General features: G+C 58.2%; 14 protein-coding genes and 2 pseudogenes. 12 read left to right on the top strand and 4 right to left on the bottom strand.

Features of this window, described 5'->3' with window-relative positions:
• Nucleotides 1-469 (bottom strand): annotated as a pseudogene (locus AC13QO_RS12295) (VCBS domain-containing protein); the annotation flags it as partial.
• A 475-nt stretch (nt 470-944) separates the two neighbouring features.
• On the opposite strand from AC13QO_RS12295, the gene AC13QO_RS12300 reads away from it, so the two are divergent.
• Nucleotides 945-1,268: a hypothetical protein gene (locus AC13QO_RS12300; protein WP_488540800.1), complete on the top strand. Its 324-nt coding sequence runs from the start codon at nt 945-947 to the stop codon at nt 1,266-1,268.
• Nucleotides 1,269-1,415: 147 nt separating this feature from the next.
• Here the strand turns inward: AC13QO_RS12300 and AC13QO_RS12305 are convergent, their stop codons facing one another.
• From AC13QO_RS12305 to AC13QO_RS12315, 3 genes are all read right to left on the bottom strand, one after another.
• Nucleotides 1,416-1,859 carry an SRPBCC family protein gene (locus tag AC13QO_RS12305; RefSeq protein ID WP_488540801.1) on the bottom strand — a complete coding sequence of 148 codons (444 nt, stop codon included), beginning with the start codon at nt 1,857-1,859 and terminating at the stop codon, nt 1,416-1,418.
• Between the two features lie 114 nt (nt 1,860-1,973).
• Nucleotides 1,974-2,387 (bottom strand): GFA family protein, encoded by a 414-nt coding sequence (locus AC13QO_RS12310; RefSeq protein WP_488540802.1) that lies wholly within the window; start codon nt 2,385-2,387, stop codon nt 1,974-1,976.
• 57 nt (nt 2,388-2,444) lie between these two features.
• Nucleotides 2,445-3,137 carry a type 1 glutamine amidotransferase domain-containing protein gene (locus tag AC13QO_RS12315; protein ID WP_488540803.1) on the bottom strand — a complete coding sequence of 231 codons (693 nt, stop codon included), beginning with the start codon at nt 3,135-3,137 and terminating at the stop codon, nt 2,445-2,447.
• 210 nt (nt 3,138-3,347) lie between these two features.
• On the opposite strand from AC13QO_RS12315, the gene AC13QO_RS12320 reads away from it, so the two are divergent.
• From AC13QO_RS12320 to AC13QO_RS12370, 11 genes and pseudogenes are all read left to right on the top strand, one after another.
• Nucleotides 3,348-4,349: a LacI family DNA-binding transcriptional regulator gene (locus AC13QO_RS12320; RefSeq protein ID WP_488540804.1), complete on the top strand. Its 1,002-nt coding sequence runs from the start codon at nt 3,348-3,350 to the stop codon at nt 4,347-4,349.
• Between the two features lie 172 nt (nt 4,350-4,521).
• A complete protein-coding gene (locus AC13QO_RS12325) occupies nt 4,522-5,556 on the top strand; it encodes a sterol desaturase family protein (protein ID WP_488540805.1) in 1,035 nt (344 codons plus the stop codon).
• Nucleotides 5,553-5,864: a MocE family 2Fe-2S type ferredoxin gene (locus tag AC13QO_RS12330; protein WP_488540806.1), complete on the top strand. Its 312-nt coding sequence runs from the start codon at nt 5,553-5,555 to the stop codon at nt 5,862-5,864. Before AC13QO_RS12325 ends, AC13QO_RS12330 begins: the two co-directional genes overlap by 4 nt.
• 101 nt (nt 5,865-5,965) lie before the next feature.
• Entirely contained in the window at nt 5,966-7,171 is a 1,206-nt protein-coding gene (locus tag AC13QO_RS12335) for an NAD(P)/FAD-dependent oxidoreductase (RefSeq protein ID WP_488540807.1), read from the top strand.
• Nucleotides 7,168-8,000 (top strand): annotated as a pseudogene (locus tag AC13QO_RS12340) (sugar phosphate isomerase/epimerase family protein). Before AC13QO_RS12335 ends, AC13QO_RS12340 begins: the two are co-directional and overlap by 4 nt.
• A 241-nt stretch (nt 8,001-8,241) precedes the next feature.
• The gene (locus tag AC13QO_RS12345) at nt 8,242-9,891 is read left to right on the top strand and encodes a putative bifunctional diguanylate cyclase/phosphodiesterase (RefSeq protein WP_488540808.1); all 1,650 of its coding nucleotides are present in this window, start codon (nt 8,242-8,244) and stop codon (nt 9,889-9,891) included.
• Between the two features lie 73 nt (nt 9,892-9,964).
• The gene (locus AC13QO_RS12350) at nt 9,965-10,471 is read left to right on the top strand and encodes a hypothetical protein (RefSeq protein ID WP_085778603.1); all 507 of its coding nucleotides are present in this window, start codon (nt 9,965-9,967) and stop codon (nt 10,469-10,471) included.
• Complete coding sequence (locus AC13QO_RS12355) at nt 10,468-11,640, top strand: class I SAM-dependent methyltransferase (RefSeq protein ID WP_085778604.1); 1,173 nt, start codon at nt 10,468-10,470, stop codon at nt 11,638-11,640. The genes AC13QO_RS12350 and AC13QO_RS12355 overlap by 4 nt, the downstream gene beginning before the upstream one ends.
• The gene (locus tag AC13QO_RS12360) at nt 11,637-13,997 is read left to right on the top strand and encodes a SpoIIE family protein phosphatase (RefSeq protein WP_488540843.1); all 2,361 of its coding nucleotides are present in this window, start codon (nt 11,637-11,639) and stop codon (nt 13,995-13,997) included. The genes AC13QO_RS12355 and AC13QO_RS12360 overlap by 4 nt, the downstream gene beginning before the upstream one ends.
• A gap of 3 nt (nt 13,998-14,000) precedes the next feature.
• Nucleotides 14,001-14,561: a slr1658 superfamily regulator gene (locus AC13QO_RS12365; protein WP_085778606.1), complete on the top strand. Its 561-nt coding sequence runs from the start codon at nt 14,001-14,003 to the stop codon at nt 14,559-14,561.
• Between the two features lie 7 nt (nt 14,562-14,568).
• Entirely contained in the window at nt 14,569-14,907 is a 339-nt protein-coding gene (locus AC13QO_RS12370; protein WP_085778607.1) for a slr1659 superfamily regulator, read from the top strand.
• Nucleotides 14,908-14,997: the final 90 nt, after the last annotated feature.

Consider the following 14,997-nt stretch of genomic DNA (forward strand, 5'->3'; position numbering starts at 1 on the left):
GTGAGATCGAGACATTGGCCTCGCTCAGCGTGCCATTGCCGAGCCGTATCGCATAGACAAAACTATCTTTGAGGATTTCACCGGCAGACAGCGTATTGATATCCGCGCCCGAGCCCGCGATGCCGCTTCCATCGCTAATACGGTATTCAATCTTTCCATTGTTGATCCTGACCCAATTGCCGAGCAGGGTCGTCTCCCAGGCAGATGCCCCATTCGCTCCGACGTCTTTCGCAATAAGCTCATAATCAGTCGTAATTGGATTGCCATCTCCGTCATCGACCGAGAAGAGCGATTTGGCATTCCCGCCAAGATCATTCGACATCACGTCAAGGGTTATGGTTTTGGTGGCCGCATTGTAGAGCTGAAGACTGAGCAGCTGATCTTCCGTCCAGATGTAAGAGTCATCTTTCGCCTGTGGCGCATTGGTGAAAGAAGTTGTGCTGCCTCCGCCTGTGCTTTGCGTAGCCATTAAATACCCCCATGAATCAAAACAAGTAATCTGGAACTGATTTAAGATTATTCAGGCTAACGCGACACGTAGGAACGCGCTGTCGCCCCGGTATTGTCGAGGCAAACACCATTTTTCTTAATTCAGAACCGGAATACTCCCCACTCCTAATAAAGTGTTAACATATATACTGCGAAATAAAAGGCGAATTTCTTGCGACGGTTAATTTCTCCTGGAATTCGCTACGAGAGAAGGCCTCTTGTCAGCGCGGCACGCGCGACGGCGATTGCCGAGGCTGAGATCGAAGGCCGCAACCCTGGCGAGCAATGGAGGCGCCTAGCGCTGGCAACGGGCCGGATCAGGCTTTTAGAACGCCGTACGTCATTTCGGACGCACAAAGGACACTTTGCGTCCACGCCGATCATTTCGTCGAGATGTCGTGAAACTTATTGTTCCGGATCGGCTTTCTACAACGAAGCCAAACAAGGAGCTCCAAATGTCCGGCGAAGCCGAAAATAATGTTAAAACCGCCATCGTTCCAGTTCAGAACCCGTCAGCAGCCGAACAAGCCGCCACTGCGTCCGTGCTCGAAGACATGCAGAAAGCAAGCACGGAGACCCGTCAGCCGGAGCCGGCCGCCGCGTTGTTCTCCTGGGAGATCGGTCCGCCGGAACTGGCCAACCTGATCTCCGAAGTGATGACACTGCCGATGATCCTGTGGTCGACGGGTATATCCCTGACCTATTCCCTCTGGCTGTCTTCGCTGCTTCCCGCACGCGAGACGATCGGCTCGATCAAGCAAAGCGCGGATTACGCTTAGCAACTTCGGCTGACTGCGGCCGACCACGCCCCCGGCCCCTGCAAGCTCCGCCTCTCCGCCCCCGTTCCACAGAATATCTGCTGAATGATGGGCGGAGAAGTGGCAAGCGGCTGCGCGGCGCCGCTCTTCAAGTCTCGCGCAAATGCATCATTCGTTGATGTCAGGCTCGACGACCCGGGCAAGGTTGCGCAGCGACTCCTGCCAGCCGAGGTAGCAGGCTTCCGGCGGGATGAGATCGGGCACGCCGGCCTGGGTGATATCCACCTCAGTGCCGACCGAGACTTTCTTCAGCGTTACGGTGACTTCCATCTCGCCCGGCAGGTTCGGGTCGTCGAACTTGTCCGTATAACCCACGCGTTCGCCCGGGACGAGCTCACGAAATTCGCCGCCGAAGGCGTGGCTATTGCCAGTGGTGAAGTTACGGAAAGACATTCTGAAGGTGCCGCCGACGGCCGGCTCCAGGTAATGCACGGTGCAGAGAAAGCCGTTCGGCGGAAGCCATTTGGCGAGCGCATCTGCCTCGATGAAGGCGCGATAGACCTTCTCCGGGCTCGTGGCGAAAACGCGGTGCAGGCGTATGGTGCTTGGCATGACCGTGATCCTTTGGGTGGACGGAATGAACGAGCTAAGGACGGATAGACCATCGCCGATCCGACACGGGTTGGATCTTTTCTTCAAGAAAAATCGCGAGCAGCCGCGCGGCCGTCAGCTCGGGATGCCTTCGAACTGCGGAAGGTGGAGTGGCGTTGCCCAAGCCAGCCTGCGCTTGATGAACATCTCGACGCCAGGCTGTATCACCTCTGGCCGGTCCAGACTGCCAAGGGTGACGAAGACGAGACCGGGAAAGCTTTCGAGGTTGCTGCTGAACAACCGCGCGCCGCATTCGGGGCAGAAGTTGCGATCGAGCCCCCTGCCGGAATCGGCGACATAGTGGAACGCTTTTGGCCTGCCCGAGGTCAGGGCAAAATCGTCCTGCGGCACGGCGAAGAAAGTGGCGGCCTCGCCGCCTGAGGCCTTCTTGCAATCAAGACAATGGCACTCCGCGACGAAGGTTGGATCAGTATCGAAGCTGAACTGTATTGCACCGCATGCACATTTGCCCGTATATTTCCTGCTCATGCCAGACCCCTTCATCTGGTGTTGCAAAGTCCGCGGCCACTGCCCCGCCACCGCATCTCAGGCTGCCGCCTGCTCGCCCACGGCGTTGAGCAGCAGGCGTGCAGCCTGCTTGGAAGAGGCCGGATTCTGCCCGGTGATCAGCAAATCGTCTTGGACGACATGCACGGCCCAGTCCTCGGTCGCGGAAAACTTCGCCCCCTGCTCCCTCAGCACGTCTTCGAGCAGATAGGGCACGACCTCGACGAGGTGCACGGCGGCCTCCTCGGAATTGGTAAAGCCGGTCACCGTCCGCCCCTTCGCGAGCGGCCCACCATCCGGCGCCTTGACATTGGTCAGGATTCCCGGCGCATGGCAGACGAGCGCCAGCGGCTTTCCCGCCGCAAGCGTCTTCTCGATCAGCGCGTGCGCATTGCGGTCGTTCGTCAGGTCCCAAAGCGGGCCATGGCCACCGGGGAAGAACACGGTGTCATAATCGGCCTGGTCGATGTCGGACAGCCTCAATGTGTTGGCAAGCGCAGCCGTCGCGGCCGGGTCCTTTTCAAATCGCCTCGTGTCGTCCGTCTGAAATGCCGGCTCATTGCTCTTCGGATCGAGCGGAGGCTGGCCTCCTTTCGGCGACGCGAGCACGACCTCGGCCCCAGCGTCACGGAAGACGAAGTATGGGGCGGCAAGCTCCTCAAGCCAGAAGCCCGTTTTCTTGCCGGTATTTCCCAGCTGATCATGCGATGTGAGAACCATGAGAATTTTCATTGCTCAGCTCCTTCGACCCGGCCGTCGGACAAAATCTCCGCTTCCGGTTTAACAGTGAATGACTGTCTGCAATCTCATGCTGAATGAGAGAAACCATAGATCGGCTGCACCCGCGATACAAGCTCTGTGAGTCTTGGGGCTCAGGTGTATGAAGAACGACAGATTGCCCATAGGATCGAGCACATCGCGTTAGCATCCGAAGGACTGAAAGTGAGCAAGCCGAATTACCGGGATATCGCCCGCCATGCCGGCGTTGGAACGGCCACGGTCGAGCGGGTCCTGAACGGACGCGGGGGCGTTCGGCCGGAACTGGTCGAAAAGGTCGTATCCGCCGCGCGTCACCTGGACTACCCGCGCAAGCTTCCCGACGCCCATCGCGGCCTGCTCCGGATCGAAGTGCTGATGGTTCGCCCGGAAACGAGCTTCTATCGTCGCCTTTCCCACGCCTTCGAAAGGATTGCGGCAACTCTCGATCCCTTGGTCGTTGTGCACCGCAGTTTCACCGACGAGCTGAATCCGGAGGCAATTGCCCGACGCATCCTGTCCACCGACCTTTCACGCGCCGGCTTGATCCTTGCCGTGCCGAGCAGCCAGGTGATCAGCGCCGCGGTGGAAAAGGTGGATGCGCAAGGCCTGCCCGTGGTCCATGTCGTCACCCGCGCTTCCGACCGCGTCGGAGAATTCGTCGGCATCGACAACAATGCCGCTGGCCGGACGGCTGCGCTCTATATCAGTCGAATGGCCCTTCGAGCCGGGCCTGTGGTTGCGATCTGCCATCCCATCTATCAGGTGCATCGCGATCGGATCCGCGGCTTCTCCGACTATTTTCGCGATCATCCCGGAGCCTCCAATTTCGAATGGCTAGGATTCGGTGGCGATGACGAGCGGGCCAGCGCCGATCTCCTGTGGTCGGCCCTGGAGATGTATCCCGGCCTTGCCGGCCTCTACAATGCCGGCGGCGCCAATTCCGCCCTGATCGAAGTGCTTCGCCGCCATCCGCGCGGCGGCAACGTCTTCTTCGTTGGACATGAATTGACGGACTATACCCGCGCGGCCCTGAAGGACGGCATCATGGATGTGGTACTTGATCAGGCGCCGGAAGCTCAGGCGCGGAGGGCGCTCGACCACATCCTGCGCCGCATCGGCTTGACCGAGATCGAGCCGGACCGGAGCCCGATCCACTTCATCACCATCACCAAGGAAGGGCTTTGATCTAATTAGATCAAAGAAGCCTTCGCCGTTCGAAACGCACCCTGCTAACTTTTGCGTCAGGAGAAGATCCGGCGCGCAAGGAGCCGCATCGGATCAAGGCGCGTGGGCCGCCCTCACCTTTACTAAAAATGTGTGCGGGCACCGAGACATCAGGCGCCCGGAGGAGACGCCAATGGATGATCTGAACTTCGGCAAGCGTAACAAGCGCGGCGATTGGGCGCCGAACCAGCCGGTCGAAACCGCGCCGCTTTTCGTCTTCCCCCCGCAACTGACGGCTATCCTGAAATGGCTGCCGCACTACTTCCTTCCCTGGAATCTCATTTTTGCGGTGTCTGCAATCGCCTATTGGGCCTGGATCATTCCCCCGGCCGCGACGATGCAGATGCTGAGCCTCGGCTGGATCGCCTGGCTGTACGCCGTGAATGCGATCTGCGTGTTCCTGTTCTATGGCGCCTTCGAACTGCATCTCTATGTTCTGAAGCGGCAGGAAAACCGCTTCAAGTACAATGGCAAGTTTCCAGCCGACCAGAAAAACAACGCCTTCTGGTTCCAAAGCCAGAACCTCGACAATATTCTGCGCACCTTCCTGTCTGGCTTCGTGATCTGGACCACCATCGAGGCTGGTATGCTCTGGGCCTATGCCAACGGCTATGCGCCGTGGCTCGGCTTTGCCGAAAACCCCTGGATGCTGGCGCTCGTCGCGCTCGTGGTTCCGATCATTCACGAGTTCCACTTCTTCTGCATTCACAGGCTCATCCACACACCCTTTCTCTATAAATGGGTGCATTCGGTCCACCACAATTCGGTCAACCCTTCGCCCTGGTCATCACTGTCGATGCATCCGGTCGAGCATCTGCTCTATCTGGGAACGGCGTTTTACCACCTGATCCTGCCCTCCAATCCGGTCATCATGCTCTATCAGTTGCACTATGCCGGCTTTGGGGCAATTCCCGGCCATGTCGGCTTCGACAAGGTCGAGATCGGCAGGGAGACGCTAGTCGATAGTCACGCCTATGCGCATTACCTCCACCACAAATATTTCGAGGTGAATTACGGCGACGCCCTGATCCCGCTCGATAAGTGGTTCGGCACCTGGCACGACGGCTCGCCCGAAGGCGAAGCGCAGATGCAGGAACGCTACCGCAGACGAAAGGAAAAGCTTCAAGCCCGCAAGGCTCGCCTCGAAACGGAAGGAGCCGCCGAATGACCTGGGTTTCAGCGGGCAGACTTGAGGACATCGAACAGGAAGGCGCCATCCGTTTCGATCATGGCGCACGCACCTACGCGATTTACCGGGGCCCGGATGACAGCGTCTACTGCACGGCCGGGCTCTGCACACACGAGGCGATCCACCTCGCCGACGGACTGGTCATGGATTTCGAGGTGGAATGTCCGAAGCATTCCGGCGCTTTCGATTACCGAACAGGTGAAGCGCTGAGGCTGCCGGCGTGCGAGAACCTGAAGACCTATCCGGCGGAGGTCGTCGACGGAGAGGTGCGCGTGGCCCTCGGTTAAGTGGCCAAAGAACCTGGCGGAATCCGCCAACAAGAACTGATCCTCCCCGGCCGGCGTCTCCTCCTCACCAGCGCCGGCTGCTCTTTCTACTGGAGAATGCAATGGACGGTATCGTCATCATCGGTGCAGGCGAGTCCGGAACCCGGGCAGCTTTCGCCCTGCGCGAAGCGGGCTATTCCGGAGCCGTCACGCTGGTCGGAGCCGAGCCTCATATGCCTTATGAACGGCCACCTCTGTCGAAAACTCCCGATGGCATGGTGCGGATGAAACTGATCTGCCCGAAAGAAGCGCTGGAGGTGGCCGGTATCACCTATCTCAAGGGCTGCTCGGTCTCCAAGCTGGATCCCGCCGCCGCGACCGTAAGCTTGAGCGACGGTCAGCTATTGGGTTACGAAAAGCTGCTGCTGACCACCGGCGCACGGCCGAGGCGGCTTGCATGCGCGGGCGCGGAACGTGCGCTCGATTTTCGCACCCACGCCGACGCCGAAGCGATCTTCTCCAATGTCGCGCCCGGCCGATGCGTCGCGATCATCGGCGCGGGTCTGATCGGGATGGAACTCGCATCCGTCCTTCGCGCAAAGGACGTTACGGTCGATGTGATCGAGGCCGCGCCGAAACCCTTGGGTCGCGCCGTCCCTGCCCGTTTTGCCGACAAGCTGCATGCCCGACATGTCGCCGAAGGTGTGCGCTTCCACTTTGACCGCAGCGTTGCGGAAATCGGCGACGACGCGGTCGTCTTGAGCGATGGCACCATCCTGCCCACTGATCTCGTCGTCAGTGCCATCGGGGTCCAGCCTGAAATAACCTTGGCGGAAGCATCGGGGCTGGCCACGGGCAACGGCATTCTGACGGACGCATGTCTTCGCACCAGCGCGCCCAACATATTTGCCGCAGGCGATTGCGCCGCGGTGGCTCAACCCGGCGGAGGACATATCCGCTATGAAAGCTGGCGCAATGCCAGAACGCAGGCCGAGACCGCAGCACGGAACATGGCCGGCGCCGCCGAGACTTTCGCCGCCATTCCCTGGTTCTGGTCCGACCAGTACGATCTCGGCCTCCAGGTGGCGGGGCAGCCGCTGCCCGCGCATCAGAGCGTCCGGCGATCGGCGCCAGAGGGAGAGCTCGAATTCTATCTCGATGACGGGCGATTGGTGGCTGCCGCGGGTCTTGGCATCGGCAATGGCCTGGCCAAGCATATCAAGCTTGCCGAAATGCTGATCGCCGCTTGTATCTGTCCCGAGCCTGCAGCCTTGGCCGATCCGGGCGTGAACCTCAAGACCCTTCTGAAAAGCGCGCGGGCCGCATGATGCAGAAGCTCCTGATCTTCCAGTCGCTCTGGGCCATGGAGCGCCGGCACACCGACGGGTTCGAGCCGAGCCTCGACGACAATATCGCTGCGATCTGCGCGGCGGGCTTCGACGGCATCAGTGCGCACTATACCAACCGCGACGATGTCATCCGCCTCAACAAGGCCATTCGGGGCACCGGCTTGAAGATCGAGGCGGTCTGCTTTCCCCGCAGCACGAGGATTTGCGTCTGCCGCTGGAACTTGCCGCGGCCTTTCCGGTCAGCCACATCAACCTTCAGCCCGATATCCGCCCCCGCCGGATCGAGGAGTGCCTGCCGATTCTCGATGGCTGGATGCGGCTCGCCGAAAATGCCGGTATTCCGGTATTCATCGAAACCCATCGCGACAGGATGACGACGGACCTGTTCTTCACGCTCGATCTGCTCGATCGACGTCCCGATCTGCCGTTGCTGGCCGATCTGTCGCATTTCCTGGTCGGGCGCGAATTCGCCTTTCCGGTCGATGAGGAAAATCACGCGCATATCAGGCGCATCCTGCAGAATGCCCATGCGTTTCACGGCCGCGTCGCTTCACGCGAACAGGTGCAGATCGAAATCTCCTTTGCGCATCACCGGCCCTGGGTCGATCTCTTCCTGCAGTGGTGGGACTACGGCTTTCGCCATTGGCGATCACGCGCAGCCGATGACGCCGAACTGGTCTTTACATGCGAATTGGGCCCCAAACCCTATGCGATCACCGCCAGAGACGGCAACGACTCGACGGACAGATGGGCCGAGGCGCTGGCGCTGCGCCAGATGGTGCGCGAACTGTGGGCTGCCATTGCCTGATCCGCAGCGCACGAACAATCGTGCGGCAAATCTTTCTCTCGTCACCCACGCCGCCACTCTGAGGTGGCGGCCAATGACTCCGTCAGATCAGTGCAGGCGCGTCCACAGCCGTGAGTGCGTTGGCAAAGGTTGGGGATTGTTAATCAGAAATGCCTAATGTATTTCTTAACGTGCACAAGTTGTGCGGCAGTTAAGTTGCTATAATATCTGGTAGGACATTCAATCAGGGAGAGCCTCCGACATGCGGAAAATTCCTGCTGCCAGCTTGGCCCTCGAAAAAACGGAGACAATCGATTCGGGGGGCCCGGTCGACCGGCTTATGTTCTTTGATCGCGATTTCAATCCCGTTGAAAATTTGCTTGGCAATGCGCTGCCCACCTCCTTAAAACCAGCCGCCTCCTTCTGGGAGCATTTTCCGGAGCTGGACAAATCAGCAGTCATGCTGGCTTTCCGTTCACTGGGTGACAGCGCCCAGCCGTTGCGAATAACAGACGCGCTCGGCGGATCACATGACCTGACGATCTATCGGATCGGTGATCTGTTTGCCGTGGTCCAATCCGAGGAGCAGGTTGACGACGAGCGCGCAACTCTTTTGCATCTCGCCACACATGATCCGCTGACTGGACTGCCGAACCGGCGCCAGTTCAGCGAGGACCTGAGCGCGCTGTTGCAGGAGACTGCAAGCTCGAACGAGACTCTTTCATTGATGCAACTCGACCTCGACGATTTCAAGCCCGTAAACGATACGCTCGGGCATGCGGCGGGCGACCAGCTTCTTCAATCGGCCGCAAGGCGTATCCAAGCCTGCCTCTCCAGCGATGACAGGGCCTATCGATTGGCTGGCGACGAATTCACGGTGATCTCCCTTGGCGGAGGACATCCGGCCAAAGCGCACCTCCTGGCCGAAGATCTGGTTGCCGCGTTCAAAAAACCCTTCACGATAGACGGCATTGCGCTCTTTGTCGGCACCAGCATCGGCATATCCACCGCTCCGTCAGACGGCACGAGTCCGGAACAGCTGATGAAGGCTTCCGACCTCGCACTCTACGCCGCCAAGAAAGAGGGGCGTGGTCGGGCAAAAGCCTATGACCCAACAATGCTAGAATTGCTGGAGCAGCGAGAACTGCTGCGCCGCAGTCTGCGCATGGCACTCGACCAACAGCAATTCTATGTCGAATACCAGCCGATTGCCGAGGGCGGCTGCATTGTCGGCTTCGAGGCGTTGCTGAGATGGCACCACCCCCTGCTTGGAAAAATTCCACCGTCGGTATTCATTCCGATGGCCGAGGCAGACGGAATGATGCCGGATATCGGGGCGTGGGTGTTGGAGCAGTCATGTCGCGAGGCGATGAAATGGCCGGACAACTACCTCGTCGCCGTCAATGTGTCAGCGGCTGAATTCTTGACAAGCGGCCTGACCGACCGGATTTCCCAGACGCTGGACCTGGTCGGACTGCCGCCCGAGCGTCTGGAGCTCGAAATAACCGAGAGCGTGCTGCTCGAGCGGACCGTCAACAACATTGATACGCTCAACACGCTCAATGTGCTGGGCATACGAATTTCGCTTGACGACTTCGGTACGGAATATTCCTCCCTGAGCTATCTCAAGACATTTCCCTTCGACACGATCAAGATCGACAAATACTTTATCACTGATCTCGAAACCGATCTGAAAAGCCAGGCAATCGTCCGTTGCATCGTGAACCTTGCACATGACCTCGACATGCAGGTGACAGCCGAGGGAGTTGAAATGCCGGGTCAGGCAGAATGGCTGCACAGCGTGGGCTGCGACCGGCTTCAGGGCTATCTGCTGAGCAGGCCGCTTCCCGTCGAGGCCATTGACGAATTCATCAAAGGGGCAGAAGCATTCAAAAACCACGCCCGACGATAGTGCTCGAAACTTTTCGCCGTGCTTCTACATTGCGTGCAGATCCAACGCTCCTGACAGACGAACGGAGGACATATTGGAAGAGGAAGCATCCCGCTTCGACGACCACGCATTTGAGCCGATGGTATCACTGGAAATGAACATTGCGATGTTCAAATCTCAATGGCGGTTTTGCGACGAGATTACCGAATATCTCTCCGATATCCTCGGCCAGGGTCATAGCGATCCGGCTCGCTATTCCAACTTTCTTTCGGTCGCTGCCAACGAGCTCATAGAACTTGCCTTCCGCGCGACAAACGAACGGGGAAAGATACGTTTCAGCCTCTCACGCAACGCGACGTTCAATCGGCTGAGAATTGCCTTTCCTTGTGATGAGGAATTCCGCCGCAAACACATCAAGGTAGGATCAAGCGAAATAGAGCCTGGCCTCGACAACGGCTCCGGTCACCTTCTTACCAAGCCCAATGAGGCTTTGCTCGGTAATCTGGCGACAATATTAGGCGCCTCTATCCGCATCGAGAGAGACGGCGAGGACGGGATCGAAATCACTACCGATTTCCCCTCGGCCGAGGATTTCCAATGAGCCTGCCTCCCCTGCCCTACACCGTGCGGTTTGATCCGACAAACCAGGAGCTCGTGTTGTCCGGCAAGATGCGGCCCGAAAGCACCGCCGAGATTGCCGATGCCCTCGAACTGTTGCGGCAAAGTTTGGAAAGATACAGCGGCATCGTTTACCTCAATGTGAAACGCCTGACGCACATCAATATGACGGCCTTCGCCGCCCTCTCCGAGGTCGTAGCGGCAGGCTGCCGAACCAGGCCGGAACGGCAGATTAAGATCATTACGTCGAGCGTGATGGCGTGGTCTGCCTCGCTGTTCGAGACATTGACGACATCGCAACCAAACCTGTCGGTTGAAGTCTATGATTCAGCCTTTTATCCCGGGCAAAGCTTTGTCGAGGACGAGAGCTTCATTCCCATTCTGCGCACGCAGACGAAAATGACATGGAGGCACGAACGCGAACTCTTACCACGCCACGGTCTGCGCAACGGTCAGGTCATGGCCGATATCTGTTGCGGCATTGGTGATTTTGCGGCTCTGGTTCAACGGGAATTCAACCCGACGCGCCTTGTCGCACTGGACCACTCCGTGCGCAGTCTCGACTATGCCCGCAAGGTCGCCGCCGAGTTCGGCATGGAAGGCATCGAGTACACCTATGGCGATGCATCACAGATGCTGCTTCGAGACAATCAATTCGATTTTGTAACCTGCCGGCACTCGCTACAGATTTTCGACCGCCCCGAGATGCTGCTGCGGGAGCTTTATCGCATCTGCAAGCCCGGCGGCCGTGTCTACATCACAAATGAAAAGAATTCGCATTGTTTGGGCGAGCCGCATGCCGACTCGATAAGATGGACCTACGAGGAAGTGGCAAAATTGTTCAGGCACTTCGACATGGATGTCGAGATGGGCCCGAAAAGCCGCCATCTCCTCCTCAATGCCGGCTTCGAGGACATCAAGGTCGACTGCTTCATGGTGACGAACCTTGACGGCGACCCCCAGGATTTCGCAGATATCATCGAAGCGTGGGAAAATGTCTATGCAGGCGAGATGGCGGTGCGCCGCGGCGACCCGCCGGATTTCATTCGCAGATTCCGGCAAGGATTCAAGGATCACGTCTTTGCCGCTCTTCACCCTAAAGGTTATGCAGGCTGGCCGATCTGGGCAGCCTCTGGTCGAAAGCCGCTATAATGGATATGGGATCATCGAAAAGACCGGTTGGACTGAGCTCGTTTCGGGCGAAATTCATCCTGGTCGTCGGTGGAGCCGTTCTCTTCGACTTATTGGTCAGCGGCGGGCTGGCGCTTTGGAATGTTCAGAGGCTGTCGCGTGACGCAACGCTGGAAGTCGGCCAGGGCCTGGAAGCCGCAAGCCAGGAATATATCCGCACCTATGCCGATTCGACCGCAGCCCAGGTGAACCTGCTCCTGCGGCAGGTTCACAACGACGTCGACACCTTGGCAGGCGTGCTGCAGGCGCAGATCGACAATCCCGTGCGCAATTCCGATGTCGGCGCGGCAATCGCCCGCACATCGCCGGACAGTGTCAGTCTGTCTTACGATGGGAAGGGGAAATGGTCGCAAAATGCCCCCGGCTCCGCTTCGGTCGTCAGCGTCTGGGGTTACCTGCTCGGTGAGGACCATCAGCCGAAACCCGAAATCAGACGCGATATAGAGACAAGCGCGGTTCTCGATCTCGTTGCGCCGAGCCTGCTACAGCACGGCGCTTCAAAGCTGCAGATGTATTACATCGGACCGAGGGAACGACCGATCTTCAGGACGGCGCCCTATACCGATCAGGCTCAGACCTTCGACCGCCTTTATCCCGGGCATAACGAGGCTGATTTCTGGAACTTCTTTTTTCCCGGCCTGTATGAGTCCTGGCAGGGATGGGCCAGGGACATGAAAACGCGACCCGTCGCGGACGATATCACGCAGACGGCTCCCTATACGGATGCCATTACCGGCAAGCTGATCGTCAGTTTCTTTCATCCGCTCTGGACCGCCGACCGCAAGGACGTCGCCGGGACAGCCGGCGCCGATATCACGCTCGACCAACTCGCCCAGACGGTTGAAAATGTGAAAGTGGCCCAGTCCGGCTTCGGCTTCCTGGCCATGTCCGACGGAAACGTGGTTGCGATCAACGGAACAGGCGAACAGACGCTCGGGCTGCGTTCTGCGAGCGGTGCGAGCGGAACCGGCGTGACCGGGCTGGAGCGTTCCTTGAAAGGAAGCGCCCAGCCTGCGATAGCGAAACTGGCTCTCGACCGGGAACAGGGCATTCAACATCTGCTGCTGCAGCGGGACGGTAACGAGGTTCCCTATATCGTTATCGTCAAAAAACTGCCTGCGACGAATCTCTGGTCCAGCGGCCCGGTTCGGCAGGAGGCGATGTTGCTGGGAGTGGTTGTGCCGGAACGGGAAATCGACGCCTCGCTCTATGCCGCCCAGGCGAAAATTTCCGAAGCCACCAACCGGATCGTGATCTATCAGATCCTGGCGATCTTGATGTCGCTGCTGATTGTGACGATCGCTGTGTTTGCGGCTTCGAAACGCATAACGAGCGGGATCAGCGCACTTGCGGGGGCCGCTAAGCGCATTCAGGCCCAGGACTATTCGGTCAGAGTGGCGATAACAAGCAAGGATGAGGTCGGTGCTGCCGGTGAAGCATTCAATCGGATGGCCGAACAGATCAGCTATCACACCGAAAATCTCGAGCAACTCGTCGAAGAACGAACGGCCCAGATCGCAGATCAGAAGGAAGAGATCTCGGCGTTGAATGCACAGCTCCAGCGAGAAAATCGCCGTCTCGGAACAGAGGTGGCCGTCGCTGAAAGAATCCAGCTCATGGTTCTTCCGTTGCAACAGGAGCTGGAGGAATTTCAGGACATCGAGATCGCAGCCTATATGAGACCTGCGGAAGAAGTCGGCGGCGACTATTACGACGTCTTGAAGAACGGAAAGCGGTTGAAGATCGGGATCGGCGACGTCACCGGTCACGGGCTCGAAAGCGGCGTGTTGATGCTGATGGTCCAGTCTGTCGCCCGCGCCCTTCAGGAGGCGGGGAACACCGACGCCGTCAAATTTCTGGCGGATCTAAACAGCGCCCTGTTCAAGAACTTAGTAAGGACGAGAATAGACAAGCATCTCACCCTGGCCTTTCTCGACTATGACGGCAAGGAGATGATCTTGTCCGGGCAGCACGAGGAAGTCGTCATCGTGCGGGCGAACGGTGAGATCCAACGCGTCGACACCATGGATCTCGGCATACCGATCGGCTTGGACGCCGATATTTCTGCATTCATCAAAACTCGTGAAATAACGTTCGAGAAAGGCGACCTGATCCTCCTGCATACCGACGGCGTAACGGAAGCAGCGAACGGCGCGGGGGAGATGTTTGGCATCGAACGTCTCTGCAGCGAAGCGCTTCGCTTGAAGGGGCAAAGCGCCGAGAAGGTCGTTTCCGGCATTGTCACGACACTGATGCACTTCATCGGATCGCAGAAGATCTACGACGACATCACGCTTCTCGCAGTACGGCATAGGTGAGACATGGCGCCTAAAATATACGGCATCGAATCTTTGGCGGAGATAAGCTTGGATTCTGGCGCTCGCCTGACATTGAGTGATGGGCCGCTTCAGCTTGGATGGAAGCATTCAGGAATGACTTCGGACTTCATAGCGGAGATCATGGCGCTGCCCTATTCCCGGTCAAGGAAAGATTACCTGCAGGCGCATCATGATATCGGATACCTCAGCAACGAGCTGATCGAAAATGCCGTCAAATTTCGACAGCCTGGCGAGATCCTTATCGAAGCCGACATTATCGATGGAAGCTTTCTGTTCAGGGTCAAGAATGCCATTGACGGCGCGACATCGTCTCGCTTCCAGCAGCTCCTGCAGCGCCTTCAATCGAAGGAACCCGGCGCACTTCTTCTTGAGCAAATCGAAACCAACGCCATATCGCCGGAAAGTGGTTCCGGTTTGGGCCTGCTAACCCTTTTGAGCGATTACGATGCGAGAATGGCATGGACATTCGAAGAGAATAATGACGAGCATATCATACTGACGACGACTGCAGCTGTGGCGATGCCACCCTCCTCCAATCGGTGAGCGAAGAATGGAAATCAGCGACGAAAGCTTCCGCGTATGGGCGGAAAAAAACGAGGTGTATTTCGATGGCGTCTTCCGCCTGGCAGGACCGGACGCCTATGCGCCGATCTATTCATTGATAACAGGCCTTCTCCGTGAGGGGCACAAACAGGTAACGTTCAACCTGACGGGCCTCGAATTCCTGAACTCCTCGGGCATCAACCTCCTGGCGAAGCTGACCATCGAAGCCAGAAAGATGGACGACCTGCTGCTCATCGTCAAAGGCACCAATCAGCATCCGTGGCAGGCAAAATCCCTGCCGAATCTGAAGAAGCTGCACCCGCTGCTCGATTTACGCCTGGCGTGATTTGCGGCAAACAACTCTCCTTCTTCATTCCTGTCGCGGGCTGACCCGCGGGAGATGCAGTCGCGCGCAATACTGCGAACGACCGCGGTG

It is taken from the genome of Rhizobium sp. CNPSo 3670 (genome assembly GCF_057784555.1).

Excerpts from the sequence above, each read along its gene's own strand:
- AC13QO_RS12300 (WP_488540800.1), top strand. The coding sequence starts at position 945 with ATGTCCGGCGAAGCCGAAAATAATGTTAAAACCGCCATCGTTCCAGTT.
- AC13QO_RS12305 (WP_488540801.1), bottom strand. The coding sequence starts at position 1,859 with ATGCCAAGCACCATACGCCTGCACCGCGTTTTCGCCACGAGCCCGGAG.
- AC13QO_RS12310 (WP_488540802.1), bottom strand. The coding sequence starts at position 2,387 with ATGAGCAGGAAATATACGGGCAAATGTGCATGCGGTGCAATACAGTTC.
- AC13QO_RS12315 (WP_488540803.1), bottom strand. The coding sequence starts at position 3,137 with ATGAAAATTCTCATGGTTCTCACATCGCATGATCAGCTGGGAAATACC.
- AC13QO_RS12325 (WP_488540805.1), top strand. The coding sequence starts at position 4,522 with ATGGATGATCTGAACTTCGGCAAGCGTAACAAGCGCGGCGATTGGGCG.
- AC13QO_RS12330 (WP_488540806.1), top strand. The coding sequence starts at position 5,553 with ATGACCTGGGTTTCAGCGGGCAGACTTGAGGACATCGAACAGGAAGGC.
- AC13QO_RS12335 (WP_488540807.1), top strand. The coding sequence starts at position 5,966 with ATGGACGGTATCGTCATCATCGGTGCAGGCGAGTCCGGAACCCGGGCA.
- AC13QO_RS12345 (WP_488540808.1), top strand. The coding sequence starts at position 8,242 with ATGCGGAAAATTCCTGCTGCCAGCTTGGCCCTCGAAAAAACGGAGACA.
- AC13QO_RS12355 (WP_085778604.1), top strand. The coding sequence starts at position 10,468 with ATGAGCCTGCCTCCCCTGCCCTACACCGTGCGGTTTGATCCGACAAAC.
- AC13QO_RS12365 (WP_085778606.1), top strand. The coding sequence starts at position 14,001 with ATGGCGCCTAAAATATACGGCATCGAATCTTTGGCGGAGATAAGCTTG.
- AC13QO_RS12370 (WP_085778607.1), top strand. The coding sequence starts at position 14,569 with ATGGAAATCAGCGACGAAAGCTTCCGCGTATGGGCGGAAAAAAACGAG.